20 protein-coding genes are annotated in these 19,567 nt (G+C 52.9%); 3 read left to right on the forward strand and 17 right to left on the reverse strand.

Annotated features, from left to right (window positions below):
* Nucleotides 1–81 precede the first annotated feature (81 nt).
* The 7 genes from nagB to ALFI_RS12535 all read right to left on the reverse strand — a co-directional run bounded on the left by nagB (nucleotide 82) and on the right by ALFI_RS12535 (nucleotide 8,126).
* Entirely contained in the window at nucleotides 82–873 is a 792-nt protein-coding gene (gene nagB / locus ALFI_RS12505; protein ID WP_014776070.1) for a glucosamine-6-phosphate deaminase, read from the reverse strand.
* Between the two features lie 55 nt (nucleotides 874–928).
* On the reverse strand, nucleotides 929–2,878 hold the full coding sequence (locus ALFI_RS12510) for a 6-phosphogluconolactonase (RefSeq protein WP_009596991.1): 1,950 nt from the start codon (nucleotides 2,876–2,878) through the stop codon (nucleotides 929–931).
* Nucleotides 2,875–3,525, reverse strand: coding sequence for a carbohydrate-binding family 9-like protein (locus ALFI_RS12515; protein ID WP_014776071.1), 651 nt, complete (start codon nucleotides 3,523–3,525; stop codon nucleotides 2,875–2,877). The genes ALFI_RS12510 and ALFI_RS12515 overlap by 4 nt, the downstream gene beginning before the upstream one ends.
* Nucleotides 3,522–4,625, reverse strand: a complete 1,104-nt coding sequence (locus ALFI_RS12520; RefSeq protein ID WP_014776072.1) for a phosphotransferase enzyme family protein — start codon at nucleotides 4,623–4,625, stop codon at nucleotides 3,522–3,524. Before ALFI_RS12520 ends, ALFI_RS12515 begins: the two co-directional genes overlap by 4 nt.
* A 238-nt stretch (nucleotides 4,626–4,863) precedes the next feature.
* Nucleotides 4,864–5,829 carry a type I phosphomannose isomerase catalytic subunit gene (locus ALFI_RS12525; RefSeq protein ID WP_009596958.1) on the reverse strand — a complete coding sequence of 322 codons (966 nt, stop codon included), beginning with the start codon at nucleotides 5,827–5,829 and terminating at the stop codon, nucleotides 4,864–4,866.
* 7 nt (nucleotides 5,830–5,836) lie between these two features.
* Entirely contained in the window at nucleotides 5,837–6,946 is a 1,110-nt protein-coding gene (locus tag ALFI_RS12530) for an ROK family protein (protein ID WP_009596960.1), read from the reverse strand.
* A 10-nt stretch (nucleotides 6,947–6,956) separates the two neighbouring features.
* The gene (locus ALFI_RS12535) at nucleotides 6,957–8,126 is read right to left on the reverse strand and encodes an MFS transporter (protein WP_014776073.1); all 1,170 of its coding nucleotides are present in this window, start codon (nucleotides 8,124–8,126) and stop codon (nucleotides 6,957–6,959) included.
* 174 nt (nucleotides 8,127–8,300) lie between these two features.
* Between ALFI_RS12535 and ALFI_RS12540 the strand changes: the two genes are divergently transcribed.
* The 3 genes from ALFI_RS12540 (at nucleotide 8,301) to ALFI_RS12550 (ending at nucleotide 10,703) form a co-directional block, all read left to right on the forward strand.
* On the forward strand, nucleotides 8,301–9,221 hold the full coding sequence (locus ALFI_RS12540) for an endonuclease/exonuclease/phosphatase family protein (RefSeq protein WP_014776074.1): 921 nt from the start codon (nucleotides 8,301–8,303) through the stop codon (nucleotides 9,219–9,221).
* 181 nt (nucleotides 9,222–9,402) lie between these two features.
* Entirely contained in the window at nucleotides 9,403–9,816 is a 414-nt protein-coding gene (locus ALFI_RS12545) for a hypothetical protein (RefSeq protein ID WP_014776075.1), read from the forward strand.
* Entirely contained in the window at nucleotides 9,813–10,703 is an 891-nt protein-coding gene (locus tag ALFI_RS12550) for an IS3 family transposase (protein WP_014776076.1), read from the forward strand. Before ALFI_RS12545 ends, ALFI_RS12550 begins: the two co-directional genes overlap by 4 nt.
* A 43-nt stretch (nucleotides 10,704–10,746) precedes the next feature.
* Here ALFI_RS12550 and ALFI_RS12555 read toward each other — a convergent pair whose 3' ends face one another.
* The 10 genes from ALFI_RS12555 to ALFI_RS12600 form a co-directional block, all read right to left on the reverse strand.
* Nucleotides 10,747–11,421, reverse strand: a complete 675-nt coding sequence (locus tag ALFI_RS12555) for a hypothetical protein (RefSeq protein ID WP_014776077.1) — start codon at nucleotides 11,419–11,421, stop codon at nucleotides 10,747–10,749.
* 40 nt (nucleotides 11,422–11,461) lie between these two features.
* Complete coding sequence (locus tag ALFI_RS12560) at nucleotides 11,462–12,070, reverse strand: tail fiber domain-containing protein (protein WP_009598107.1); 609 nt, start codon at nucleotides 12,068–12,070, stop codon at nucleotides 11,462–11,464.
* A 135-nt stretch (nucleotides 12,071–12,205) separates the two neighbouring features.
* Nucleotides 12,206–14,203: a TonB-dependent receptor plug domain-containing protein gene (locus ALFI_RS12565; protein ID WP_014776078.1), complete on the reverse strand. Its 1,998-nt coding sequence runs from the start codon at nucleotides 14,201–14,203 to the stop codon at nucleotides 12,206–12,208.
* Nucleotides 14,200–15,069: a DUF4249 domain-containing protein gene (locus ALFI_RS12570; protein WP_014776079.1), complete on the reverse strand. Its 870-nt coding sequence runs from the start codon at nucleotides 15,067–15,069 to the stop codon at nucleotides 14,200–14,202. The genes ALFI_RS12565 and ALFI_RS12570 overlap by 4 nt, the downstream gene beginning before the upstream one ends.
* Before the next feature lie 3 nt (nucleotides 15,070–15,072).
* Entirely contained in the window at nucleotides 15,073–15,531 is a 459-nt protein-coding gene (locus tag ALFI_RS12575; protein ID WP_014776080.1) for a hypothetical protein, read from the reverse strand.
* 70 nt (nucleotides 15,532–15,601) lie between these two features.
* The gene (locus ALFI_RS12580; RefSeq protein WP_014776081.1) at nucleotides 15,602–16,639 is read right to left on the reverse strand and encodes a hypothetical protein; all 1,038 of its coding nucleotides are present in this window, start codon (nucleotides 16,637–16,639) and stop codon (nucleotides 15,602–15,604) included.
* A 64-nt stretch (nucleotides 16,640–16,703) separates the two neighbouring features.
* Nucleotides 16,704–17,297 carry an outer membrane beta-barrel protein gene (locus tag ALFI_RS12585; RefSeq protein WP_009596664.1) on the reverse strand — a complete coding sequence of 198 codons (594 nt, stop codon included), beginning with the start codon at nucleotides 17,295–17,297 and terminating at the stop codon, nucleotides 16,704–16,706.
* 31 nt (nucleotides 17,298–17,328) lie between these two features.
* A complete protein-coding gene (locus ALFI_RS12590; protein ID WP_039939683.1) occupies nucleotides 17,329–18,156 on the reverse strand; it encodes a hypothetical protein in 828 nt (275 codons plus the stop codon).
* A gap of 199 nt (nucleotides 18,157–18,355) precedes the next feature.
* Nucleotides 18,356–18,898 (reverse strand): hypothetical protein, encoded by a 543-nt coding sequence (locus ALFI_RS12595; protein WP_014776082.1) that lies wholly within the window; start codon nucleotides 18,896–18,898, stop codon nucleotides 18,356–18,358.
* A 168-nt stretch (nucleotides 18,899–19,066) separates the two neighbouring features.
* A complete protein-coding gene (locus ALFI_RS12600) occupies nucleotides 19,067–19,450 on the reverse strand; it encodes a DUF3244 domain-containing protein (RefSeq protein WP_130064081.1) in 384 nt (127 codons plus the stop codon).
* Nucleotides 19,451–19,567 lie beyond the last annotated feature (117 nt).

Below are 19,567 nucleotides of genomic sequence, written 5' to 3' on the forward strand. Positions count from 1 at the left end.
GCCGGAAATCCGGGCCTCCGGAATGTGCGGATACGGTTTCGGACGGGTCGTACGACCGTCCGAAGGGCCGCTCCGGCATTATCAGATCAGGTTCTCTTTCTCGATGTCCTTGAAATAGCGGTACGTGCCGACTTTCAGTTCGACGGTCGCGGGTTCGTCGCATACGACGATTCCGTGCGGGTGTACCTGCATGGCCGAAATCGTGCAGACATGCGAGTAGGGACCTTCGACGCACTGCTGCAGGGCGCGGGCTTTCTTGTGGCCGAGCGCGAGGATCAGCACCTGCTTCGAATCGAGCACCGTGGCGACGCCTACCGACATGGCCTGCTTGGGAACCTTGTTCACGTCGTTGTCGAAGAAGCGCGAATTCACGACGAGCGTGTCGTAAGTCAGCGTCTTGACGCGCGTACGCGAGTTGAGCGACGAGAACGGCTCGTTGAACGCCAAGTGTCCGTCTTCGCCGACACCGCCCATGAAGAGGTCGATGCCGCCCGCCTTGCGGATTTTCTCCTCGTATTCGTCGCACTCCTTCTGCAGGTCAGGGGCGTTGCCGTTGAGGATATTGACGTTGTCCGGGTTGATGTCCACGTGGTTGAAGAAGGTGTTCCACATGAACGAATGGTAGCTTTCGGGGTGCTCTTCGGGAAGCCCGACGTACTCGTCCATGTTGAACGTAACGACATCCTTGAAGGAGACCTTTCCGGCCTTGTTCAGCGCGATTAGCTCCTTGTATGTCGTCAGCGGGGTCGAACCCGTAGGAAGTCCCAGTACGAAGGTGCCTCCGGCCGCCTGTTTCTTGTTGATTTGCTCTACGATGTAGCGCGCGGCCCAGCGGCCTGCGTTTTCCTGCGTGTCTTCGATAATCAGTCGCATAGATTGAATGGTTGAATTATTGGGTTATGGATTGTTTTTCATTTGCGGGGTCTCGTCAGAACATCTTCACGAATACCTCGATCGCCTGATACTCCGCCATGCCGAGCTTGTCGTAAAGCTTGGCGGTGTTCTGCGTGCGCTCTTCGGCGCGCTGCCAGAACTCGCGGGGGTCGCTGCCGGGGAAGGGCATGATGTCCTTCTGCGAGAGGTGGCGGTAGATGGCGTGACGCTTCATGATCAGCTCGTCGGGCGACAAGGGCACCGCCATATCGACCATGCCGAGGTCCCATTCCATCCATGCGCCGCGGTAGAGCCAGAGATGGCACTCCTTGAGCCATTCGTCGTCCTTCACCACGTCGAGCGCGCCGAGCACGGCCTCCATGGCGGTGCGGTGCGTGCCGTGGGGGTCGGCGAGGTCGCCGGCGGCGTAAATCTGGTGGGGCTTCACCTCGCGGAGCAGTTTGACGATGATTTCGATGTCCTTCTCCGTGAGCAGTCCCTTCTTGATGCCGCCCGTCTCGTAGAACGGCAGGTTGAGGAAATGGGCGTTGGTGTCGGGGTTCAGCCCGAACGAGCGCACGGCGGCGCGGGCCTCCGCACGGCGGATGGCGCCCTTGAGGTCGAGCAGCGGACGGGGTTCGGGTTCGCCCTTCTTCTTGCCGGCGATGATCTTCTCGACTTCGGCGTAGTGGTTGCCGTAGCCCAGCTCGCGGGCCGTGTCGATGTTCTGGAGCACCACGTCGTCGTGTACGGCGACATTGCCCGATGTTTCATACGCCACGTGCACGTCGTGTCCCTGCTGCACCAGACGGATGAACGTGCCGCCCATCGAAATCACGTCGTCGTCGGGGTGGGGCGAGAAAATCACGATGCGTTTGGGATACGGATTCGACGGCACGGGGCGCGTCGAATCGTCGGCGTTGGGCTTGCCGCCCGGCCAGCCGGTGATGGTGTGCTGGAGGTCGTTGAATACGTCGATGTTGATCTGGTCGTAGGCGCGGCCCTGTTCGAGCAGTTCGCCCAGCGAATTTTCGATGTAATCCTTGTAGGTGAGCTTCAGGATCGGTTTCTGCACCACGCCGCAGAGCCACACCACGGCCTTGCGGGTGAATTTGGGCGTCCATTTGCAGGGGCCTACCAGCCACGGCGTCTGCTCGCGGGTGAGCAGCTGGGCGGCGTTTTCGTCGATTACGACTTCGATGTTGGGGTGGGCCTGCAGGTTCGATGCCGGCACTTGGGTCGTGATCTCGCCTTCGACGACCTTCTGGATGATCTGGGCCTTCTCTTCGCCCCAAGCCATCAGGATGATCTTGTCGGCCCGCATGATCGTGTCGATACCCATCGTGATGGCCAGCTTCGGGGTGTAGTCCAGTCCGAAGAATGCGCCCGACTGGATTTTGCGGGTGTTGTGGGTCAGCTGCACCAGCCGGGTGCGCGACTTGGCGTAGGAACCCGGCTCGTTGAATCCGATCTGGCCGTCTTCGCCCACGCCGATAATCATCAGGTCGATCTTGCGCACCGAATGGTCGTACGAGGCGCAGTACTCCGAAACCTTGTCCTCGGAGATGGTGCCGTCGGGAATGTGGATGTTTTCGGGCAGGATGTCGATGTGGTTGAGGAAATCCTCGTGGATGCGGAAGTTGCGGCTCTGCTGCTCGGTCGAGCGGATGGGGTAGAACTCGTCGAGACTGAATACGGCAACGTTGCGGAAGCTGACGAGACCCTCTTTGTGGCGTTTCACCAGCTCGCGGTAGAGTCCCAGCGGCGTGCGGCCCGTGGTAAGGCCCAGCACGAAGGGCTGCTGCTCTTCGTAGACTTCGTTCGAACAGTGGAGTTCGTTGTAGGTGCGGATCGCCTTGACGATGGTGTCGGCAACGTACTGAACGCCCAGATATTCGTTTTCATAGACCGTCGTGTGAATTTTCTCGTAACGATGGATGATGTCGCGCGGCGTCGATTCTGCGATCAGGCCGCCGTCTTTCGGAAGTGAATATTTGTTGTTCATATCTCTGAAAATTTAATTTGTTCGAAAAAATCGGGCCGGTGGAAGTCGGGTTTCGGCGTCTCGATCGGCTTCCACGAAAGGAAATGGGGCTGCGAAAGTTTGTCGCCGCATTTGTAGAGGTTCACCGATGCCTTCAGACCGCTCCAGTCGCTCAGCTCGTGCATGAACAGCGCCTGCGGGGGAATGGCCAGCACGACCGACCAGCGGTTGTCTCCTTCGTGTTCGGGGAACGGCCGCAGTCCGAGGCTCGGATTCCGCAGGATGGCGGCCATCACCTTGGGCGCGGCGTGCGCCGGGTGCTCGCGCTCCTTGCGGAAGCCCAGCAGCAGGCGTCCGATGCAACTGCACTCGAAGTTGTAGTAATAGCCGCTGTCGTCGGGGGCGATGAAGAACTCCACGCACGAATCGGTCCAAACTTCGCCGTTGTCCTCCGTGACGCGGGCCATCGTGCAGCGTTCCGCGACGTCGAAGCGCAGCATCAGGTAGTCGCCCGTGTGGAACATGCGGAACGAAACCTCCGGCGCGTAAGGAAATTGGTCCGGCCAGTTGCAGCAGGCTAGGGCCTGCGGTTCGATGCCGGCGAAAGCCGCTTCGACGGCAGCCTTGTTCGTGGGGACGATGCCCGTGATTTTGCGTATTTCCGTCATGCCTTGCGGTATTTGTCCACGGTTTCCCGTACGATGCGGCACATTTCGCCGTAATGCTCCTCCATGCTTTGCAGCAGGCGGTACTGGGCGTGGGTGCGCACAAGGTTGTGACCGGGGTATTTGATTTTATAATAGGTGTCGCCGTCGATGTAGTCCATCAGGAAACGCAGGACCTGTTCGAAGGTGATGTATCGGGCCGAGAAAGCCAGATGGTCGATTTCGGAGTCGGTGAGCTGTTTGGCCCGCTGCGAGAGGTAGCCCTCGGTGTAGGCCCGGAACATTTCGAGTGACAGCCCGACGCGCGAAAGGTCGCGGTCGTCCTCGTCGCCCGTGTTGGCGTAGGAGCGGATGGCGTCGCCGAAGTCGTTGAGCGACGTGGAGGCCATCACCGTGTCGAGGTCGATGGCGCAGAGCACCTCGCCCTGCCTGTCGAAGAGAATATTGTTGATCTTGGTGTCGTTGTGCGTCACGCGCGTCGGAATCGTGCCGTCCTCGACCTTGGACCAGAAGCCGAGCATCTCTCCGCGCCGCGATTCGATCCAGCCGATCTCCTCCGAAAGCTCCTTTTTGCGGCCTGCGGCGTCGCGCTTCAGCGCCTCGTCCCACTGCACGAAGCGGTGGCGGATGTTGTGGAATCCCTTGATCGTTTCGGCCAGCGGCTCGGTGAAGTCGGCCAGCTGGGCTTGGAATTTGCCGATTCCCTCGCCGCCCTTGCGGGCCAGTTCGGGCGAATCGGCCTTGTTGTAGGCGACGGTGTCGTCGATGAAAACCGAGACGGCCCAATATTCGCCGTCGCCGTCGATGTGGTACAGCGCGTCCTCTCTGGTCGGGACCACGGTCATCACTTCGCGCCGGGGATCGCCGCCTGCCGCGATGACTCCGCGGCGGATGTGGTCGGTAACCCGGCGGATGTTGTCCATCATGGCCGGAACGTCGGGAAATATGTTTTTGTTCTTGCGCTGAAGAATGTAATCGGGGGCCTCCCCTTCGGTGCGGATGATGAACGTATCGTTGATAAAACCCTCGCCCAGCGAGTCTATGGCCGCGATGCCTCCCTCCAAAGCGAAGTGCGATGCGATCTCTTGCAGTTTCTTCTCCATGTCGTAAGATCCTCTGTTTTTTAGTGTTTCGGTTGCACCTCCAAAGGTACTAAAAAGAACGGAGTCCTGCAACGGAATTTTGTTAAAAGAAAATTTTTTCCTCGATTTGCCGAGGCGGGCGATTATTTTTACGATGCAATGAGCCGATGAAGATAAAATTTATTATCGGGGTTGCCGCGGAAAATGAAAAAATCCGGCAGTCGGAACCGCCGGATTTATCTGTCAGAGTGCATTCCATTTACTTGATGCAGCTGGTCAGCATTTTGAGCTTCCCTTCGGGGACGACGCGGAGCGACTTCACGGTAGCCGGAAGCAGTACCGTCTCGCCCTGATGGATCGGCATTTCGTTGCCGCTGTCGTCAGCGATCATGCCTTTGCCTTCGACGCAGATCACAACGACGAACGAGTCGAGCGCCGCGTAATCGAGCGTCAGCGGAGCGGTCAGGTCGCAGAGCGACGTGGTGAAGTAGGGACACGACACCAGTTCCGTTTCGCGGTCCTGCACCTGCTCGTACTTGGTGCGGTAGTCGGGCAGCACGGTGTAGTCGATGGCTCCCTTCGCCAGCTCGGTGTGCAGTTCGCGGGTATTGCCGTCGGCGTCCTTGCGGTTGAAGTCGTAGATACGGTAGGTGATGTCCGAAGTCTGCTGAATCTCGGCGATGAACGCGCCCGCGCCGATACTGTGGACGCGGCCTGCCGGCAGGAAGAAGAGGTCGCCCGGATGTATCTCGTACTCGGCGAGGATGTCGGTGATGGTGTTGTCCTCGACGCTGGCTTCGTACTGGGCGGGCGTCACCTGCTTGGCGAATCCCGACCGGAGCCGTGCGCCCTTGTCGGCGTCCACGACATACCACATTTCGGTTTTGCCTTTCGACTTGTGACGCTCCCACGCCAGCCGGTCGTCGGGGTGTACCTGAATCGAGAGATCCTGCCGCGCGTCGATGAACTTGATCAGCAGCGGGAACTCCTCGCCGAAACGTTCGAAGTTGGCTTTGCCGAGCAGTGCGGCGCCGTGGCGGGCGATCAGGCCCGGCAGGGTAGTGCCCGCTTCGGGACCTCCGGCCACGACCGATTCGTTGCCTTTGACGCCCGAAAGCTCCCAGCTTTCGCCGACCTGCGTCTGGCCGGATGCGATTTGTTTGTAAGGGACGATTTTTTCGCCGCCCCAGATCGTCGATTTGAGAATGGGTTGGAACTTATACATAATAGTTTTATTGTGCTTTTTGCGCGTCGAGCTGGCTCAGGGCGAACGCGTATGCGCCCACCGAAATGGCGTTGCTCGCGCCGAGTTTCGAAATAGCGACGCCGATGCGCTTCTGGGGGTCGTAAGCCACGTAACGGTCGGTTCCGTAGACCTTCAGCGTGCGCTGATCGCCTTTGGCGAACTCCTTGAACTCCTCTTCGCTGTCCAGATCGTAAACCTTCATCTGCACGCGGTTCAGCTCGTCGCCCGCGATGGTGTGCATCTTGCTGCGCAGCTCTTTGAGCAGGCTGGGCATGATCCATTTGCGGGCGCCCGTGATGCCGCCGCCGATGACGATCAGACCGTCGATCAGCGTCACGGCCGTAGCCATGGCGTCGCCGGCGATCTCGCCCATCTCGGCGAAAGCCTTGCGGGCGGCTTCCGTGTCGCCTTCGCGTTTTCCGTCGGCGATATCGCAGAGGTCCTTCGGTTCCAGCCCGTGGTTCGGGTTGCCCGTCAACTCTCCGTAGACGCGCTTCACGGCGCGGATCGCGGCGCCGTCTTCGACGATAATGTCGGGCATCTTCTTGTGCTTGAGACAAAAGGTCTCGACGCACGAGTTGTCGCCGCGGTTGAGTTCGTTGTTCACCACGATACCGATGCCCAGACCCGTGCCGAACGTGTAGCCCACCAGATTCTTGTAGCGTTTGGGGCTTCCCAGCGCTTCGAGCCGGGCGTTCACTTCGGGCAGTGCGCCGCCCAGCGCTTCGCCGTAGGAGAAGAGGTCGCCGTCGTTGTTGATGAAAACCGGAATGCCGAATTTGTATTCGAGGAACGGCCCCAGCGCCACGCCTTCGCGGAACGAGGGGAAGTTGGGCAGATAGCCGCCGATGATTCCGTTCGGGTAGTCGGCCGGGCCGGGGAACGCGAAGCTGATGGCGACGGGTTTCTCCTCCAGTTTGTCGATGATGGCCTGAAAGCCTTCGACCATCGTTGCCAGACATTTGTCCAAGTTGTCGGCGTTCGACGGCAACGTGATGGGATCGACGATGAATTTGTTGGCCTGCATGGCGCCGAACACCAAGTTCGTGCCGCCTGCGTCGAGTGTGATGACCACACGGTTGTCGTATCTGTACATGGTATTTTGGTTATTTGTTGGCTTTGGATTTGATGCTGTATGCGCAGAAGGTCAGGTATACGGCGCAGACGGTCAGGATGATGAGCGAGCCGACCTGCGATCCGACGGTTTCGGTCAGCAGCCCCATCAGCGGGGGGATGATCGCGCCTCCGCAGACGCCCGTAATCATCAGGCCCGAAATTTCATTGGCCTTGTCCGGGCGGCGGCGCAGCGCCAGCGAGTAGACGATCGAGAAGACGCACGAGAGGGCGAAGGCGAAGACGCCCACGCAAATCAGTATCTCGATGTAGCTGTTGGCGAAATAGAGCACGCCCAGCGCCGCGAGCATCACGATGAGGTTTACGCGCAGGTAGCGGACGTCCGAGAGACGCGCCAGCAGGAATGCGCCGATGAATGCGCCGGCCGTACGGCAGAAGAAATAGACGCTCGATCCGAGTCCTGCGTCGGTGATTTCGAGTCCGCAGCGTTCGATCAGCAGTTTGGGCGTCAGCGTGTTCATGCCCACGTCGAGACCTACGGTGCAGAGGATGCCGATGAAGAAGAGCAGGATATGGCTGTCCTTCAGCAGCGAGAACGTTGCGCCGACCGAACTGCCCGACTGTAGGGAAACCTCCTCTTTGGGAATCGAGGTCATCATCAGCCAAAGCGACGAGAGAAGCGTGATCGCGGCGAAGATCGGGAAGAGGTACTGCCAGTTGCCGAAGACGTTCACCGCGAAGACGGCGATAATCGGACCCATGAACGACGAGACGGCCTTCACGACCTGTCCCGCCGTGAGCGAGCTGGTAAGCGATTCGCCCGACACGACATTCGTCAGCAGCGGATTGAGCGACACCTGCAGGATCGTGTTGCCGATTCCCAGCAGCGCGAAGGCCACCATGCAGGTCGCGAAATTATACGATACGAACGGAATCAGCATGCCGACGATCGTGATGACGTTGCTGATCTGGACGGTGCGTTTGCGTCCGACGCGGTTCATTGCCAGTGCTACGGGGACCGAGAGCAGCAGGAACCAGAGGAATACCATCGACGGAATGAATCCGGCGAGGGCTTCGCTGAGGTTGAAATCGTTTTTGACATAGGTGGTCGAGATGCCGACCACGTCGCAGAATCCCATCACGAAGAAGCTGAAAAGGATGGGCATTACTTTGGTTACGGAGGTTTTACGGGCTGATTCCATAAGTTTGGTTTTTTGCACCCCAAAGATAGTAAAAATATGGCGAACCCCGTATCCTCAAGCCTGAAAGTGTACTAATCCGGCAGAAAAATTTACTTGCGGAAGTGCGGCCGGAGGGGATTTCGTGCGTTTTTTATATCTTTGTTCGATTTCTAACCCGTTAAACGATCCTTTGAAATGAAGAAATTGCTGATTCTCGCGCTGTTTGCCGCCGTGACCTTTTGTGCCGCTGCTCAGGAGCTGACCGTGGCCACCTATAATATCCGCAACGCCAATCGGGGCGACGCCGAACGCGGCAACGGCTGGGAGCGTCGCGGCCCGTGGGTGTGCCGCCTGATAGAATTCCACGGCTTCGACATTTTCGGCAGTCAGGAGGTGCTCGACGGCCAGCTGCACGACATGCTGGCGCAGCTTCCCGACTACGACTATATCGGCGTCGGCCGTGACGACGGAAAGACGCAAGGCGAATATGCGCCCGTATTCTATAAAAAGGAGCGTTTCCGCCTGCTGGACGAAGGCCACTTCTGGCTTTCGGAGATCACCGACCGTCCGAACAAAGGCTGGGACGCCGCGCTGCCGCGCATCTGCACGTGGGGGCATTTCCTCGACCTGCAGACCAAGCGCCGCTTCTGGTTCTTCAACCTGCATATGGACCATATCGGGGTGCAGGCCCGTGAGGAGAGCGCCAAGCTTGTGGTGGCGAAGATCCGTGAAATGTGCAAACCCAAAGAGTTCGTGATCCTGACCGGAGACTTCAACGTCGACCAGAACAATCATATCTATACGACCTTTGTCTCGTCGGGCATTTTGGCCGACTCGTACGAGACCGCCGGAAGACGCTACGCCCCGAACGGTACGTTCAACAGCTTCAACCCTTCGCTGAAGACCGACAGCCGCATCGACCATATCTTCGTGACGCCGTCGGTTCGCGTGCACGATTACGGGGTGCTGACCGATACCTACCGTACGGAGACCGCCGCCAGCGGCGAGGAGATCAAGTCGGGCGCCTTCCCCAAGGAGGTTTCACTGCACAGTTACGAGGCGCGCACGCCGTCGGACCATTTTCCGGTCGTCGTGCGTCTCGAATTCCGGAAATAGCGTCATCCCTGCGGAACCCGTTGCCGGATAGAAAACCGGGCAAGCCTTAGTCGGACTTGCCCAGTTCTTTGTTTGTCTGTTTCTGTCCTTGTTTGTCGGCAAGGGGCGGCCCGGTGCCAGTGTCCCGTCCTGAAAAAGTTTGTCCCGTCCTGAAAAAGGTTTACAGAAAAGAGTAAATCTTATGCAGCAAAAAACGAATTCAGACTTATCACGTCATTATTTACCGCGTCAGTTGCGTCATCTGATTTTACAGGAGTATTTGAGCGGAGTCAAGACGGCTCGCCAACTCTCCGAAGAACATGGTATTCCCATGTCTACGATTCATAAGATGGGTCAGCGGTGGAAAGCGAAAAACAGTTGTAGCTTTGTGAGTACCCCTAATCCTTATCCGATCATGTCCCGCGTTACGAGTGAAGAAGCCAGTGAATTATTATCCGAGAACAAAGCCCTTCGGCGGCGCTTGGAAGAGGCTTTATTACGTCTGGAAGGCTATGAGATCATGGGAGATATCCTCCAAGAAGAATACGGTATCGACCTGCTAAAAAAATCCGCAGCCGGACAGTCCAGCGTCTCAAAGAAAGACACACAGCAATGAGCCTGTCGTTTCTGTGCGGGTTGTTCGGCTATACCCGTCAGGCCTATTATAAACATTTACGGCGTAATAGGGAAGGATCCTTGTCCGACACCCTTCTTTTGGAGCGGGTGGGTTACTACCGGAAACTGATGCCCAGGCTCGGCGGTCGCAAACTGTGGCATTTGCTGCAACAAGACGGATTTCCGGTCAGCCGGGATCGGTTATTTACGCTGCTTTCGGAAAACAATCTTCTGGTCAAACGTCGGAAGAAATACAGCGTTACGACCTGCTCGCGGCACTGGATGCGTAAATATCCGAATCTGATCCGGGGTTTCGACCTCGAGCGGCCGCATCGTTTATGGGTCGGAGATATTACGTACATTTCTTTGAAAGAAGGATTTGCATATCTGGCTTTGATAACGGATGCCTATTCCAAACGGATCGTAGGCTATGATCTGAATACGACATTGGAACGGGACGGAGCGCTCCGTGCACTGAGGATGGCCATAGACCAGACTCCGCAGCAAAAACGGCAAGGGTTAATCCATCATTCGGACAGAGGATGCCAATATTGTTCAAAAGAATATGTGAAATTGCTGACCGATAATGGGATTCGCATCAGCATGACTGAAAAGGGCGATCCGTATGAGAATGCCGTTGCCGAACGGGTGAACGGTATTCTGAAGAGCGAATGGATCGACGAGGAATGTTTTGAAAGTTTTCAGGCAGCAAAAGAACGCATCGATGAGATCGTTATCCTTTATAATTCATTCAGACCTCATGCCAGCTGCGATTGGCTTACGCCCTTGGAAGCGGAACTTAGAACCGGGAAACTCAAACATCATTGGGGCCGAAAGACGGTTGTTCGGAAGGCATATGTAAACTTATATCAGGACAATATTTTTTGAACCAAAATGTTTATCTTTAATTATCAATCACTGTAAACCTTTTTCAGGACGGGACACGGCATCTGATTTTAACTCCTTTTACCGGAACAAAAGCACCTGCATAATCATCGTAAACTCTGATAGTTCCCTCCGGTCTGCGTTTTCCGCGAGTTTCCGGTTCCTGTTCTTCAAGGGGGTATCCAAGACTTAAAAAAGCAGCTTCCTCCACATTTATAATACCCCCGCGAGTGGGTGAGATTGTTTCATCTTCTGCCGGAATATAGCATTCTTCAATCACCTCATAAGGTATTTCTTTGGGAAATGCGAAGTCTGGCTTTACGGTTGTATACAACCAAGTAAAACTACCCTCCGGAATAGTCGGGTCTTGATAAACCGCATCTTCCGGAAGTTCGATATTGAGCGGATAGTCGAACAGTTCGAGGTCATAATCGTTTTTCAGGGCAATAAGTTGTAAACTGTCCTGCGGTAAGAATCTGACGTACAAATCCGTCGGTTCAATAGTTTTAGAAACATTATACGAATCGTAAACACCCTGTATGACATCAACCGTGTACGGATTCGGTAAAAGTTCATATTCTACCATATCACTTCCATCCGAACGGGTTTTTGCGAGTGCCGGCGCGTTGGAATTATCATCGGTCATAATGTCTGTTTCGTCTTTGGTACAAGAGGACAGCATCACAGCCAATAATAATATCACCGAATATATTTTCTTCATAAAACAGTTTTATGTAATTCCGTCAAAATTCAATGATTTCCTATTTCCCGGCGGCTTTTAATTGACTTTCCAATGCAGCGACGCGCGCGGTTAATTCCTGAATGGCGCCCGTCAGAATCGGGATAAGGGCGGAATAATTGACAAGACGGTCACCCTCTTCTGTCATGGCGACTGCTCCGGGAATGATAGCTTCTAATTCCTGCGCCAAAAAACCGTATTCCTCCACACCGCTTTGCACTGGACGAATATTGAATCTTTCGTATTCGCTTTCATCCCTCCAATGATATTTCACGGGATTCAATTTCAGCACCATATTCGTTGACGGGTTAGATTGTGCAGTCGCTATGTTAATGGAAAAAGCAGACCGGGAAACGGGTGTCGTTTTCAATGAGCGAATATTGGTTTTCAGTTTTTCATCCGAAGTCTGATACATCGTGCGGCAATAAAGGTCGATATACAAGGACCTGTCGCTATCCAAAAACACAAGTTTATTGGTTGTAGTAGACATACGGGGATCGGCTGCATGAATGTGCATTTTGATACCGTTTTGGTCCGTGGACCCCCAATAGTGCGCCCATCCCGCCCAACTCGTCGTATAGGTTTTATACATACCTCGTCCTACGGTGAGTTTGCCGTCCTTATAGGTCATTTGGGCCAAGCAGTTAATCGTAACTGAAAGAACAAACAGAATGGTGAAGATCGTTTTTTTTCATAAGACAAAATTTTAAGGGTTAAAAGTTATTTTGAGGTTTGGAAATTGGCGTTTTGAATATTGTGGACACGATCATTTTCCGAACGTGCGGGTATATGAAACCGACGGCATGATAGGTATTAGCACCGTTGCCTTATAGCTGCCCCGGTAAGGATAAATGCTTACGGGGTTTTTGTGCCATGTGGCGTTGATGATCGAGAACTGCCAGTTGCGCACGCCGTTGCGCTTGCAGCGCTCCATGTTGTAGCTGACATCGGCGCGGAAATAGTTGTGCATCCGCATCGTGGGATAGGCCGTGATGCCGATGATCGGATTACCGTCCGTATCCGGATAGCTTTCGTTCGTCAGGCGATACGGAAGCCCGGAACGCCATGCAACATTGAGTGAAAAGGTATGTTTTCGGCCCGGTCGCTTCACCACGTCGTAGCTGACGAACGCATTGAAATCGTGCGGTACGTCATATTCAAACGGATAGGTTACGCCGTCCGAGCGGCGGCGGGAATCGGTATAGGTATAGGAAGCCGTCAGGCTCAGGCGTTCGGTCTGGTACTGGAGCATTGCTTCAATGCCGAACGCTCGTCCCGTGCCGTAAATGAAGCCGCCGTTGCCGAGCAGGTAATCGTCGCTGTCGTAAATCAGCGGCAGGTTGCGCATCCGTTTGTAATAGCCCTCCACCGAAAGGGTCAGGTTTTCGTGCAGCTTCGCACGGCCGCCGAGCGACACCTGCCATGCGTGTTGTAACCTGCCGTCCCGAAACGGGGTCCAGAAGTCGATCGGCATCGAGTAGTAATAGCGGTTGAATTGAACAAGTGCCTGTGAATTTATCGTCCCCGAAAGCCAGACCGCATTGTCGCGGCCAAAATCATAGGATAGCTGCGCACGCGGCTCTACGGCATATTTTGTCTGCTCCGAATTGTCATAGACCGCGCCCCGCACACCCACGTCGGCCCGCCAGCCTCCCCATTGAAAGCGGTTGTTCAGGAACAGCGCCCCCGAAACAAGCTGCTCGGAAGAATAGCCGCGGTCCTTGTGCTGTCCGTTGATGATGCTTTTTGTGTGCATCGGTTCGAACCGCTGGTGCGAAAACGTAGCCCCGTATTCCAGCGACCAGACACGCGAAAGCCGTTGGTCGAACGTCATGCGTGCTCCGAACTCGTGGGTTTTGAAAGTCGTTTTGCCCCAATTACTGAAACCGTCGTCTTTAAATTCTGTTTCCTGACGGTTTTGCAGGTAGGTATAGTAGGCCACCACCGAGGAGCGCAGATTATCATTCCAACGCGATTCCAGCCGCAGGGATGCCGTAGTATTGCCCCAGCCGAACCCGTTTTCTGCGTGATCTTCCTTGTTCTTCATGTGGTCGTCGCCGGAATAGATTCCGAGCGAAAGCGTATGATTTCGGTGAATGTCGTAAGTCAGTTTCCCCGTCACGTCGTAGAAGCCGTAGCGGACAGCGTTATCGACGATTGCAAGCACCGCTTCGGGAAAGAAGTAACGTGCTGAAATGAGGTAGGAACCCTTATCGCGTTTGATAGGCCCGTCGAGGGTCCCGGCCAACGACAAGGTTCCCACCGTGAGCGACTGGCGGTGATTCCGTCGGTCGCCCTCGCGTGTGCGAATCTGCGTCAGGGCCGAGAGCCGGGAGCCGTAGGCGGGCGATATGTAACCTTTCGACATCTCGGCCGATTGCACCGTTTCGCCGCTGAATATCGAGAGGATGCCGTAGGCATGCGCCTGATTGTAAATCGGCACGTCGTCGTAAAGAATTAATGTCTGGTCGTTGCTGCCGCCGCGTACCAGCAGACCCGACATACCGTCCTTTCCGGCCGAGACGCCCGGAAGCAGTTGCAGGAATTTGAATATGTCTTTTTCGCCCGCGAACAGCGGAGCGTATTTAAGCTGCTCGATGTCCACGGCGATATTGCCCGTCTGCTTGTAGACCATCAACGGCCTGCGGGCGGTGACGACTACCGAATCTATCGCTTCGGTGCGTGAAATGCTGTCGGCGGGAGTTTGCGCCGTAAGTAAGGCGGGAATGCAAAGCGCCAGACAGCCTGCGAGCAGTTTCCTCATAATTCGGGCGTCGTGTAATAGTTATATCCGGCGAAGATGCCGATACCGTTGTCAATGTTCGAGTAGACCGTGATCTGCTCGATAAAGGGATTTTCCTGCGCACTTTCTCCCGTATTCAGCTCATGTTTATATCGGGAGCGCATATAGCGGTCGTAGGTGTCGGACGCCGCAATAATCTGAAATGTGTGCCTGTTTTCAACGGCTCCGAAAACCGAGAAGCGGAGCGGGAATGCTGCGCCGAGATTTTCGCGGGCGACACGCAGAAAATATTCGAAATCTATGGTGCTTCCTTTTTCGTCGGATTCGTAGGCGTCGTTCGCGCCGTTCACCTGATCGACAAATACGGAAGTCGTATAGAACGCATATATATCTTTTTCTCCGTTATTGTCCTGTTCCGTACCCCGGAGCCAGATAGCTTTGGCATCCACGCCTGCAGTAAGGTCCGTCATGTCGAAATGCCGATACCATCCCTTTTGGTGCGCGAACGATATGCGGGCTGCGGGTGCTTCGGGAATCGTCGTCCGGGCGGATAACTCGCCGTAGCCGGGGACCGACACGACAAGACGGTATGAGCGCCCGGCAACAGCCCGGAACGTTGTTTGGGTCGTGCCCTCCGGATCGGCCGGACAGCGCACAACCTCGGTATTATCTTCGTACAGGCGGATTTCGGCTTCCCCAACGGGAGTAAACCCGCTTTGGGCCGAGTAGCTGCGGCTCCAATGCAGGCGTACCGCAAAGGGTTCCTGCGGCGAGATCAACGCATTGACAACCACGCGGGGCTTAAAATCCTTTTCGCCGAACGAATAATCGACCTCGCAGGCCCAGCAGATAAAAACTACAAAGAATACCGAAATGCAGCGCAGCATGGTTTATTTAACCTTAATTATCAACTTATCTCCCTTACGGCTTTCCGGACTGCATTCGTCATAATAGCCGTAATCAAGACGTAGCACGATTTTTTTACCGGACGTGCCGCCGCTGATATTTACTCGTAAAGGAAGTTGCAGGACATCCTTATTCCTGAAATTGAAAACCTGCTCGCTGAGAATGAAATCACCGCCGGGTTTTGCCGTGGATAGATTCTCCTCGACAATGACCTTTACCGTCTGTTTGGGATGAGCTTTGGCTGCAAAAGCATTGCGTGTAACCAATAAATCCACCTGCGCACCGGGTCCGACAGTTATTTTCGTAACAGGTTCAACCCAGCCCTCCTGCGATGGATCGTTATGCAGGAAATAAAACATGTCCTCGAAGCTCCAAACATGTTTTTCATCGTTGCAAGAAATGAATCCGATGGCAAACGCAAGCAAGAAAAGAATCTTTTTCATAATAAATTTTAGAGTGTGGAATAATCAAGGAAACAGAGAATTATGTCCCTGTTTCCTTGATATGGAATAGTTAGATACATTCGGGAACCGGCAGGTAAATTCCTTGGCAGCAATTAATATCTGTAACAACTCCGCAATTACCCATCTCACGGCTTCGTGCCCTATGTACAATGCAGTTGAATCCGCTCGGCATAGGTACTTCCGTAGGGGTCATGTTGAATTGACCGTTTCCGAAACCGATGGTCGCATACAGGTTCTTTGTGGATTCCGTTTTCGAATAATTATTTCTGTATGTTTCGAAAGAAATTCGTTTCCCGGCGATGGTTAAATCCCAATGCAGATTCTCAATATAAAAGCGGTCATTGTAGGTATTCCATCCTATCAGGGTCTTCTTCTTTTGTCCCGAAACATGCACCTGAATAGCAAAGGAGGTGTTATAGTATTTCTGTCCATTTACCTCTTGTACAACAGAGTGACGCAATACGTTGGTGCGAGAGAAAACTTTGTACTTTTTTGTTTCACGACGGCGATCCGTATACTTCTGCGAAATCTCTCCTCTGGTCTGGGTTTCATCGAATACAGGCGCAACATAACCTATTTCTTCAACTTCAACAGCCCTTGTTTTTGCATCGGTCCTCTCGATAGTTACGGATTCCGCGTTCACGGTATGTTTGACATCACCGACATAAAAAACTCCATTAATGTCGGCAATGCTGGCATAACCGACAGAAGTGATAACAGGCATCAGGCGGTCATTATCCATTTTAAGATAGCCTGCGCAGGTTTCAAGAACCGCTTGGTACTCCTCCGGAGTTTCACAGGCGATAATATCATCCAACATACCATCCGTGAACGAACGCCACGAGGTGAAATTATGCGCTTTCTCGAAAGCGTGCAGAGATTCTTCCGAAGTCAGCGATTCCAAAGTGTTCAGGCAAACTTCACCTGATGAAAAATGCAGCGTGCCATTGATGCACTGAATCTCGTCATTCTCCACAGGCACCAGCGTTTCCGGGGTGACGGATGATGTATCCACACTGTCACTTTTCGCACAAGCATAAGCTGCAAATGCAACTATAGTAAAAATACAAATTTTGGTAATCTTCATAATCGTATGGGTTTATTATTTTAACTACTCGTAAAGTTTTTCGGCTTCCTCTTTTATTAGAAAGCTATTTACGTCCGCCGCCAAATACAACTCCTACGGAAATATTGAAATGCCGGTTGGCCTTTTCTTCCAATTTATAATTGAAGGTTACGCGAAGATGGTGAAACAACTCCACGCCAATACGCGGCATGAAACAGAAAGACCCCGTCTTGGTTCCCGTCGAGAATCCGCCCCAGTTGGGCTGCGAGTCATCAAAGGTAATCGGAGCCGAATTATCCAAAGAGGCATAACCCAAACCGATACCCGCGAAGAATGAAATTTTCTTATAACGCCGAAAATTGTAATCCGTCACAGCCATCACGTTCCATGTCTTGAATTTCAGCTGTCCAGCATTGACGGACTCTCGGTGGAAAATTGTCCCTCCTACCTGTACACCGACATCCAACGGAACGCGCTGTATATTATATCGCACTTCAGCATAAAATGTTGCGCCGAGTTTGTTCTTGTCGAAATTCAGTTTGTCGGCACCGAAAGCAAAGCCTCCGCCGATTTCACCCTCGATACAGCCAACCTTACGATCTGCAACTGTGGATTGGCTGGTTTGAGCATTACCCTGCATGAAACATAGCAGGGCAAATGCAAAGATTAACTTTTTCATACTTGATAAATAATAAACGCTGGAAATATACTTATTTTGTTTCAATTACGCAAGCGCGCCACTGATTGTCGTATTTGACGGCTCCGTATATGCGCCCTCGAATGATAGATACATCTTTTGCCGGTGAGAAACTCGAATTCTTATAATGGAATCCACCTCCGGACATATTGGACTTGAAGCCAATCATGAAATTACCGGAGAACCACTGCTTGTCCCATCTTACAACCTCTCGTCCAGTGTGATAATCCACCTCTTCGCTTTGTGGGAATATTACTCTGATTTTGCGATCTCCGTCACGAGTAGTAAACAATCCGCGAGGATTATTCAAGAGTCCCTTGTTCTGAGAATCATTGAACCAACTATTTATGCTACTTGCCAATTTCTTCATTCCGGCAGCCATTGCTCCGTTCACATCACCTGTTGTAACATCATAATTTGCAAGCGGAATATGAAAAAGGACAATTTTGGAGTTTGCAAACGGGAATTTCTTTGTCATTCCGGTCGGATATTTATTGTATTGCGGCAAACCATTCGGCATTTTAGGAGGGTCGATGAAGGTCGGAGACGGGAATTTATATTCACATTCGATGGCCGACCATCCATAACGAAATTCTTGAGCTTTTTTTCGCCACCAGATGCCTAATGTGCGTTTTTGCATACGAACCGTCATACCTACAGCTCGGTAGATAATATAATCCTGTTCGTACATACGCAATTTCATGCGATGACGCTTATTGTAGTTGTTCGTTATAGTTACATTCAGCCCAAACCATCCGGAGAGACCTTGCGCCAGCCAACTTCCGTTGCCGCCACCTTTCGTGTAGGTTGCGCGGCGAATCCTGTCCTTCGGAATCTTCATACCGTTCGTCAGCGTAATACTTCCATCATAATTATACGTTACCGAGCTATTATTTCCTGAATTACCAGAGCCGACTGACGAGAAGCCGCCTCCACCTGAATTACCCCCATCAATGATAACGCGATCTTGAAGGATTAGATCTTCTTTGATATAATCGACTTTAACAAATTGCGCCTTAACTCCCTTTGTGTCTGCTATTTCAACAACTTGACCATGAGAACATTGACTCGACGGCTAATTTCTGTTCCACCAAATTAGGGTCGAAAAGCACCTTTTCGTTAGCATCGTACATCATCATACCATCCTCAACGAAGCGACAAATCTTATCGCCGACCTGCACCTCACGCTCGCCATTGAGAATTGCTGTCATGTACGGATCTACGATGAGGCTGTCTTCAGGTTCGTATTCCAAAGAATCTGCGGCGATTTCAGCCAATTCTACATCCGTAAACTCTCGAAGACCTTGATCGAGCAAGTGCTGGCGGAGCGAAACGAACTCTCCGTTCAACGCTTGAGCTGCAGCGCGGGTCGCTGGAAGATGTTTGATGTCGAAAGCCTGTCTCTCTTTCATCTGAGAAATCGTGGAGGATAGATCATCAACAGAGTTAAAATGTAAGACTCCTGACTTAACCGGTGCTGTCGTTTCATCTGATTGAGGCTGCATGTTCTCATTTTGTGTGAGATCCTGTGTACATGATGACACATACAATGCCATCACAAACAATAATAAAATTTTCTTCATAATTGATACGTTAAAATTGGTTGAAATTTATTTCAATTAAAGTTACTTCACGGAAACTATACAATGAATAGAGTCCATTGCAATTGGAGAAACCCGTACTATATAAATAAATTAATCGTTACCCAACGATTTATCTGCGGCAGGAAGTCTCACTCAAATTGGTCGGATCTATTCTGTAAATTCGATCTGTCCTGTGTAAATCGTACCGTTTTCATATTCGACGGTAATCAGGTAAACCCCGCAGTCGAGGTCCGACACGTCGAGCGTCGCAGTCTGATCGGTGAAAATCACCATTTCCGTAAGATAGGTTCCATTGCCGGAGATCGTAACGAATGCCCGGTCGCAATTCTCCGGAGAGTGGAGCGTAATGGTGTTGCCATCTGAAGAAAGCACCGCATTAATCGGCGGCATGACGCTGCGCGGACCCTTAACCGTCATTTTCTTTTCCAGATAAACGGACGTGGTTTTCGGTCGTTTCCGATTTGCATACGCTTCAAAGCAAATTCCGGCTCCGATGCAGCACAGCACAAGTAATAAAAGTAATTTTTTCATGTGATAAGATATGTGGGTTAGACAATAGTAAAGTTAGGCTTTCGGTTTCTTCCGATAGCAAAATCAGCGCCGATAAAATCTATCACACAAAGCCACTAAATAATTGATATACAAATA

The sequence above is a fragment of the Alistipes finegoldii DSM 17242 genome (genome assembly GCF_000265365.1).
Taxonomy (GTDB): Bacteria; Bacteroidota; Bacteroidia; order Bacteroidales; family Rikenellaceae; genus Alistipes; species Alistipes finegoldii.

Excerpts from the sequence above, each read along its gene's own strand:
- nagB (WP_014776070.1), bottom strand. The coding sequence starts at position 873 with ATGCGACTGATTATCGAAGACACGCAGGAAAACGCAGGCCGCTGGGCC.
- ALFI_RS12510 (WP_009596991.1), bottom strand. The coding sequence starts at position 2,878 with ATGAACAACAAATATTCACTTCCGAAAGACGGCGGCCTGATCGCAGAA.
- ALFI_RS12515 (WP_014776071.1), bottom strand. The coding sequence starts at position 3,525 with ATGACGGAAATACGCAAAATCACGGGCATCGTCCCCACGAACAAGGCT.
- ALFI_RS12520 (WP_014776072.1), bottom strand. The coding sequence starts at position 4,625 with ATGGAGAAGAAACTGCAAGAGATCGCATCGCACTTCGCTTTGGAGGGA.
- ALFI_RS12525 (WP_009596958.1), bottom strand. The coding sequence starts at position 5,829 with ATGTATAAGTTCCAACCCATTCTCAAATCGACGATCTGGGGCGGCGAA.
- ALFI_RS12530 (WP_009596960.1), bottom strand. The coding sequence starts at position 6,946 with ATGTACAGATACGACAACCGTGTGGTCATCACACTCGACGCAGGCGGC.
- ALFI_RS12535 (WP_014776073.1), bottom strand. The coding sequence starts at position 8,126 with ATGGAATCAGCCCGTAAAACCTCCGTAACCAAAGTAATGCCCATCCTT.
- ALFI_RS12540 (WP_014776074.1), top strand. The coding sequence starts at position 8,301 with ATGAAGAAATTGCTGATTCTCGCGCTGTTTGCCGCCGTGACCTTTTGT.
- ALFI_RS12545 (WP_014776075.1), top strand. The coding sequence starts at position 9,403 with ATGCAGCAAAAAACGAATTCAGACTTATCACGTCATTATTTACCGCGT.
- ALFI_RS12550 (WP_014776076.1), top strand. The coding sequence starts at position 9,813 with ATGAGCCTGTCGTTTCTGTGCGGGTTGTTCGGCTATACCCGTCAGGCC.
- ALFI_RS12555 (WP_014776077.1), bottom strand. The coding sequence starts at position 11,421 with ATGAAGAAAATATATTCGGTGATATTATTATTGGCTGTGATGCTGTCC.
- ALFI_RS12560 (WP_009598107.1), bottom strand. The coding sequence starts at position 12,070 with ATGACCTATAAGGACGGCAAACTCACCGTAGGACGAGGTATGTATAAA.
- ALFI_RS12565 (WP_014776078.1), bottom strand. The coding sequence starts at position 14,203 with ATGAGGAAACTGCTCGCAGGCTGTCTGGCGCTTTGCATTCCCGCCTTA.
- ALFI_RS12570 (WP_014776079.1), bottom strand. The coding sequence starts at position 15,069 with ATGCTGCGCTGCATTTCGGTATTCTTTGTAGTTTTTATCTGCTGGGCC.
- ALFI_RS12575 (WP_014776080.1), bottom strand. The coding sequence starts at position 15,531 with ATGAAAAAGATTCTTTTCTTGCTTGCGTTTGCCATCGGATTCATTTCT.
- ALFI_RS12580 (WP_014776081.1), bottom strand. The coding sequence starts at position 16,639 with ATGAAGATTACCAAAATTTGTATTTTTACTATAGTTGCATTTGCAGCT.
- ALFI_RS12585 (WP_009596664.1), bottom strand. The coding sequence starts at position 17,297 with ATGAAAAAGTTAATCTTTGCATTTGCCCTGCTATGTTTCATGCAGGGT.
- ALFI_RS12590 (WP_039939683.1), bottom strand. The coding sequence starts at position 18,156 with ATGAAGATTCCGAAGGACAGGATTCGCCGCGCAACCTACACGAAAGGT.
- ALFI_RS12595 (WP_014776082.1), bottom strand. The coding sequence starts at position 18,898 with ATGAAGAAAATTTTATTATTGTTTGTGATGGCATTGTATGTGTCATCA.
- ALFI_RS12600 (WP_130064081.1), bottom strand. The coding sequence starts at position 19,450 with ATGAAAAAATTACTTTTATTACTTGTGCTGTGCTGCATCGGAGCCGGA.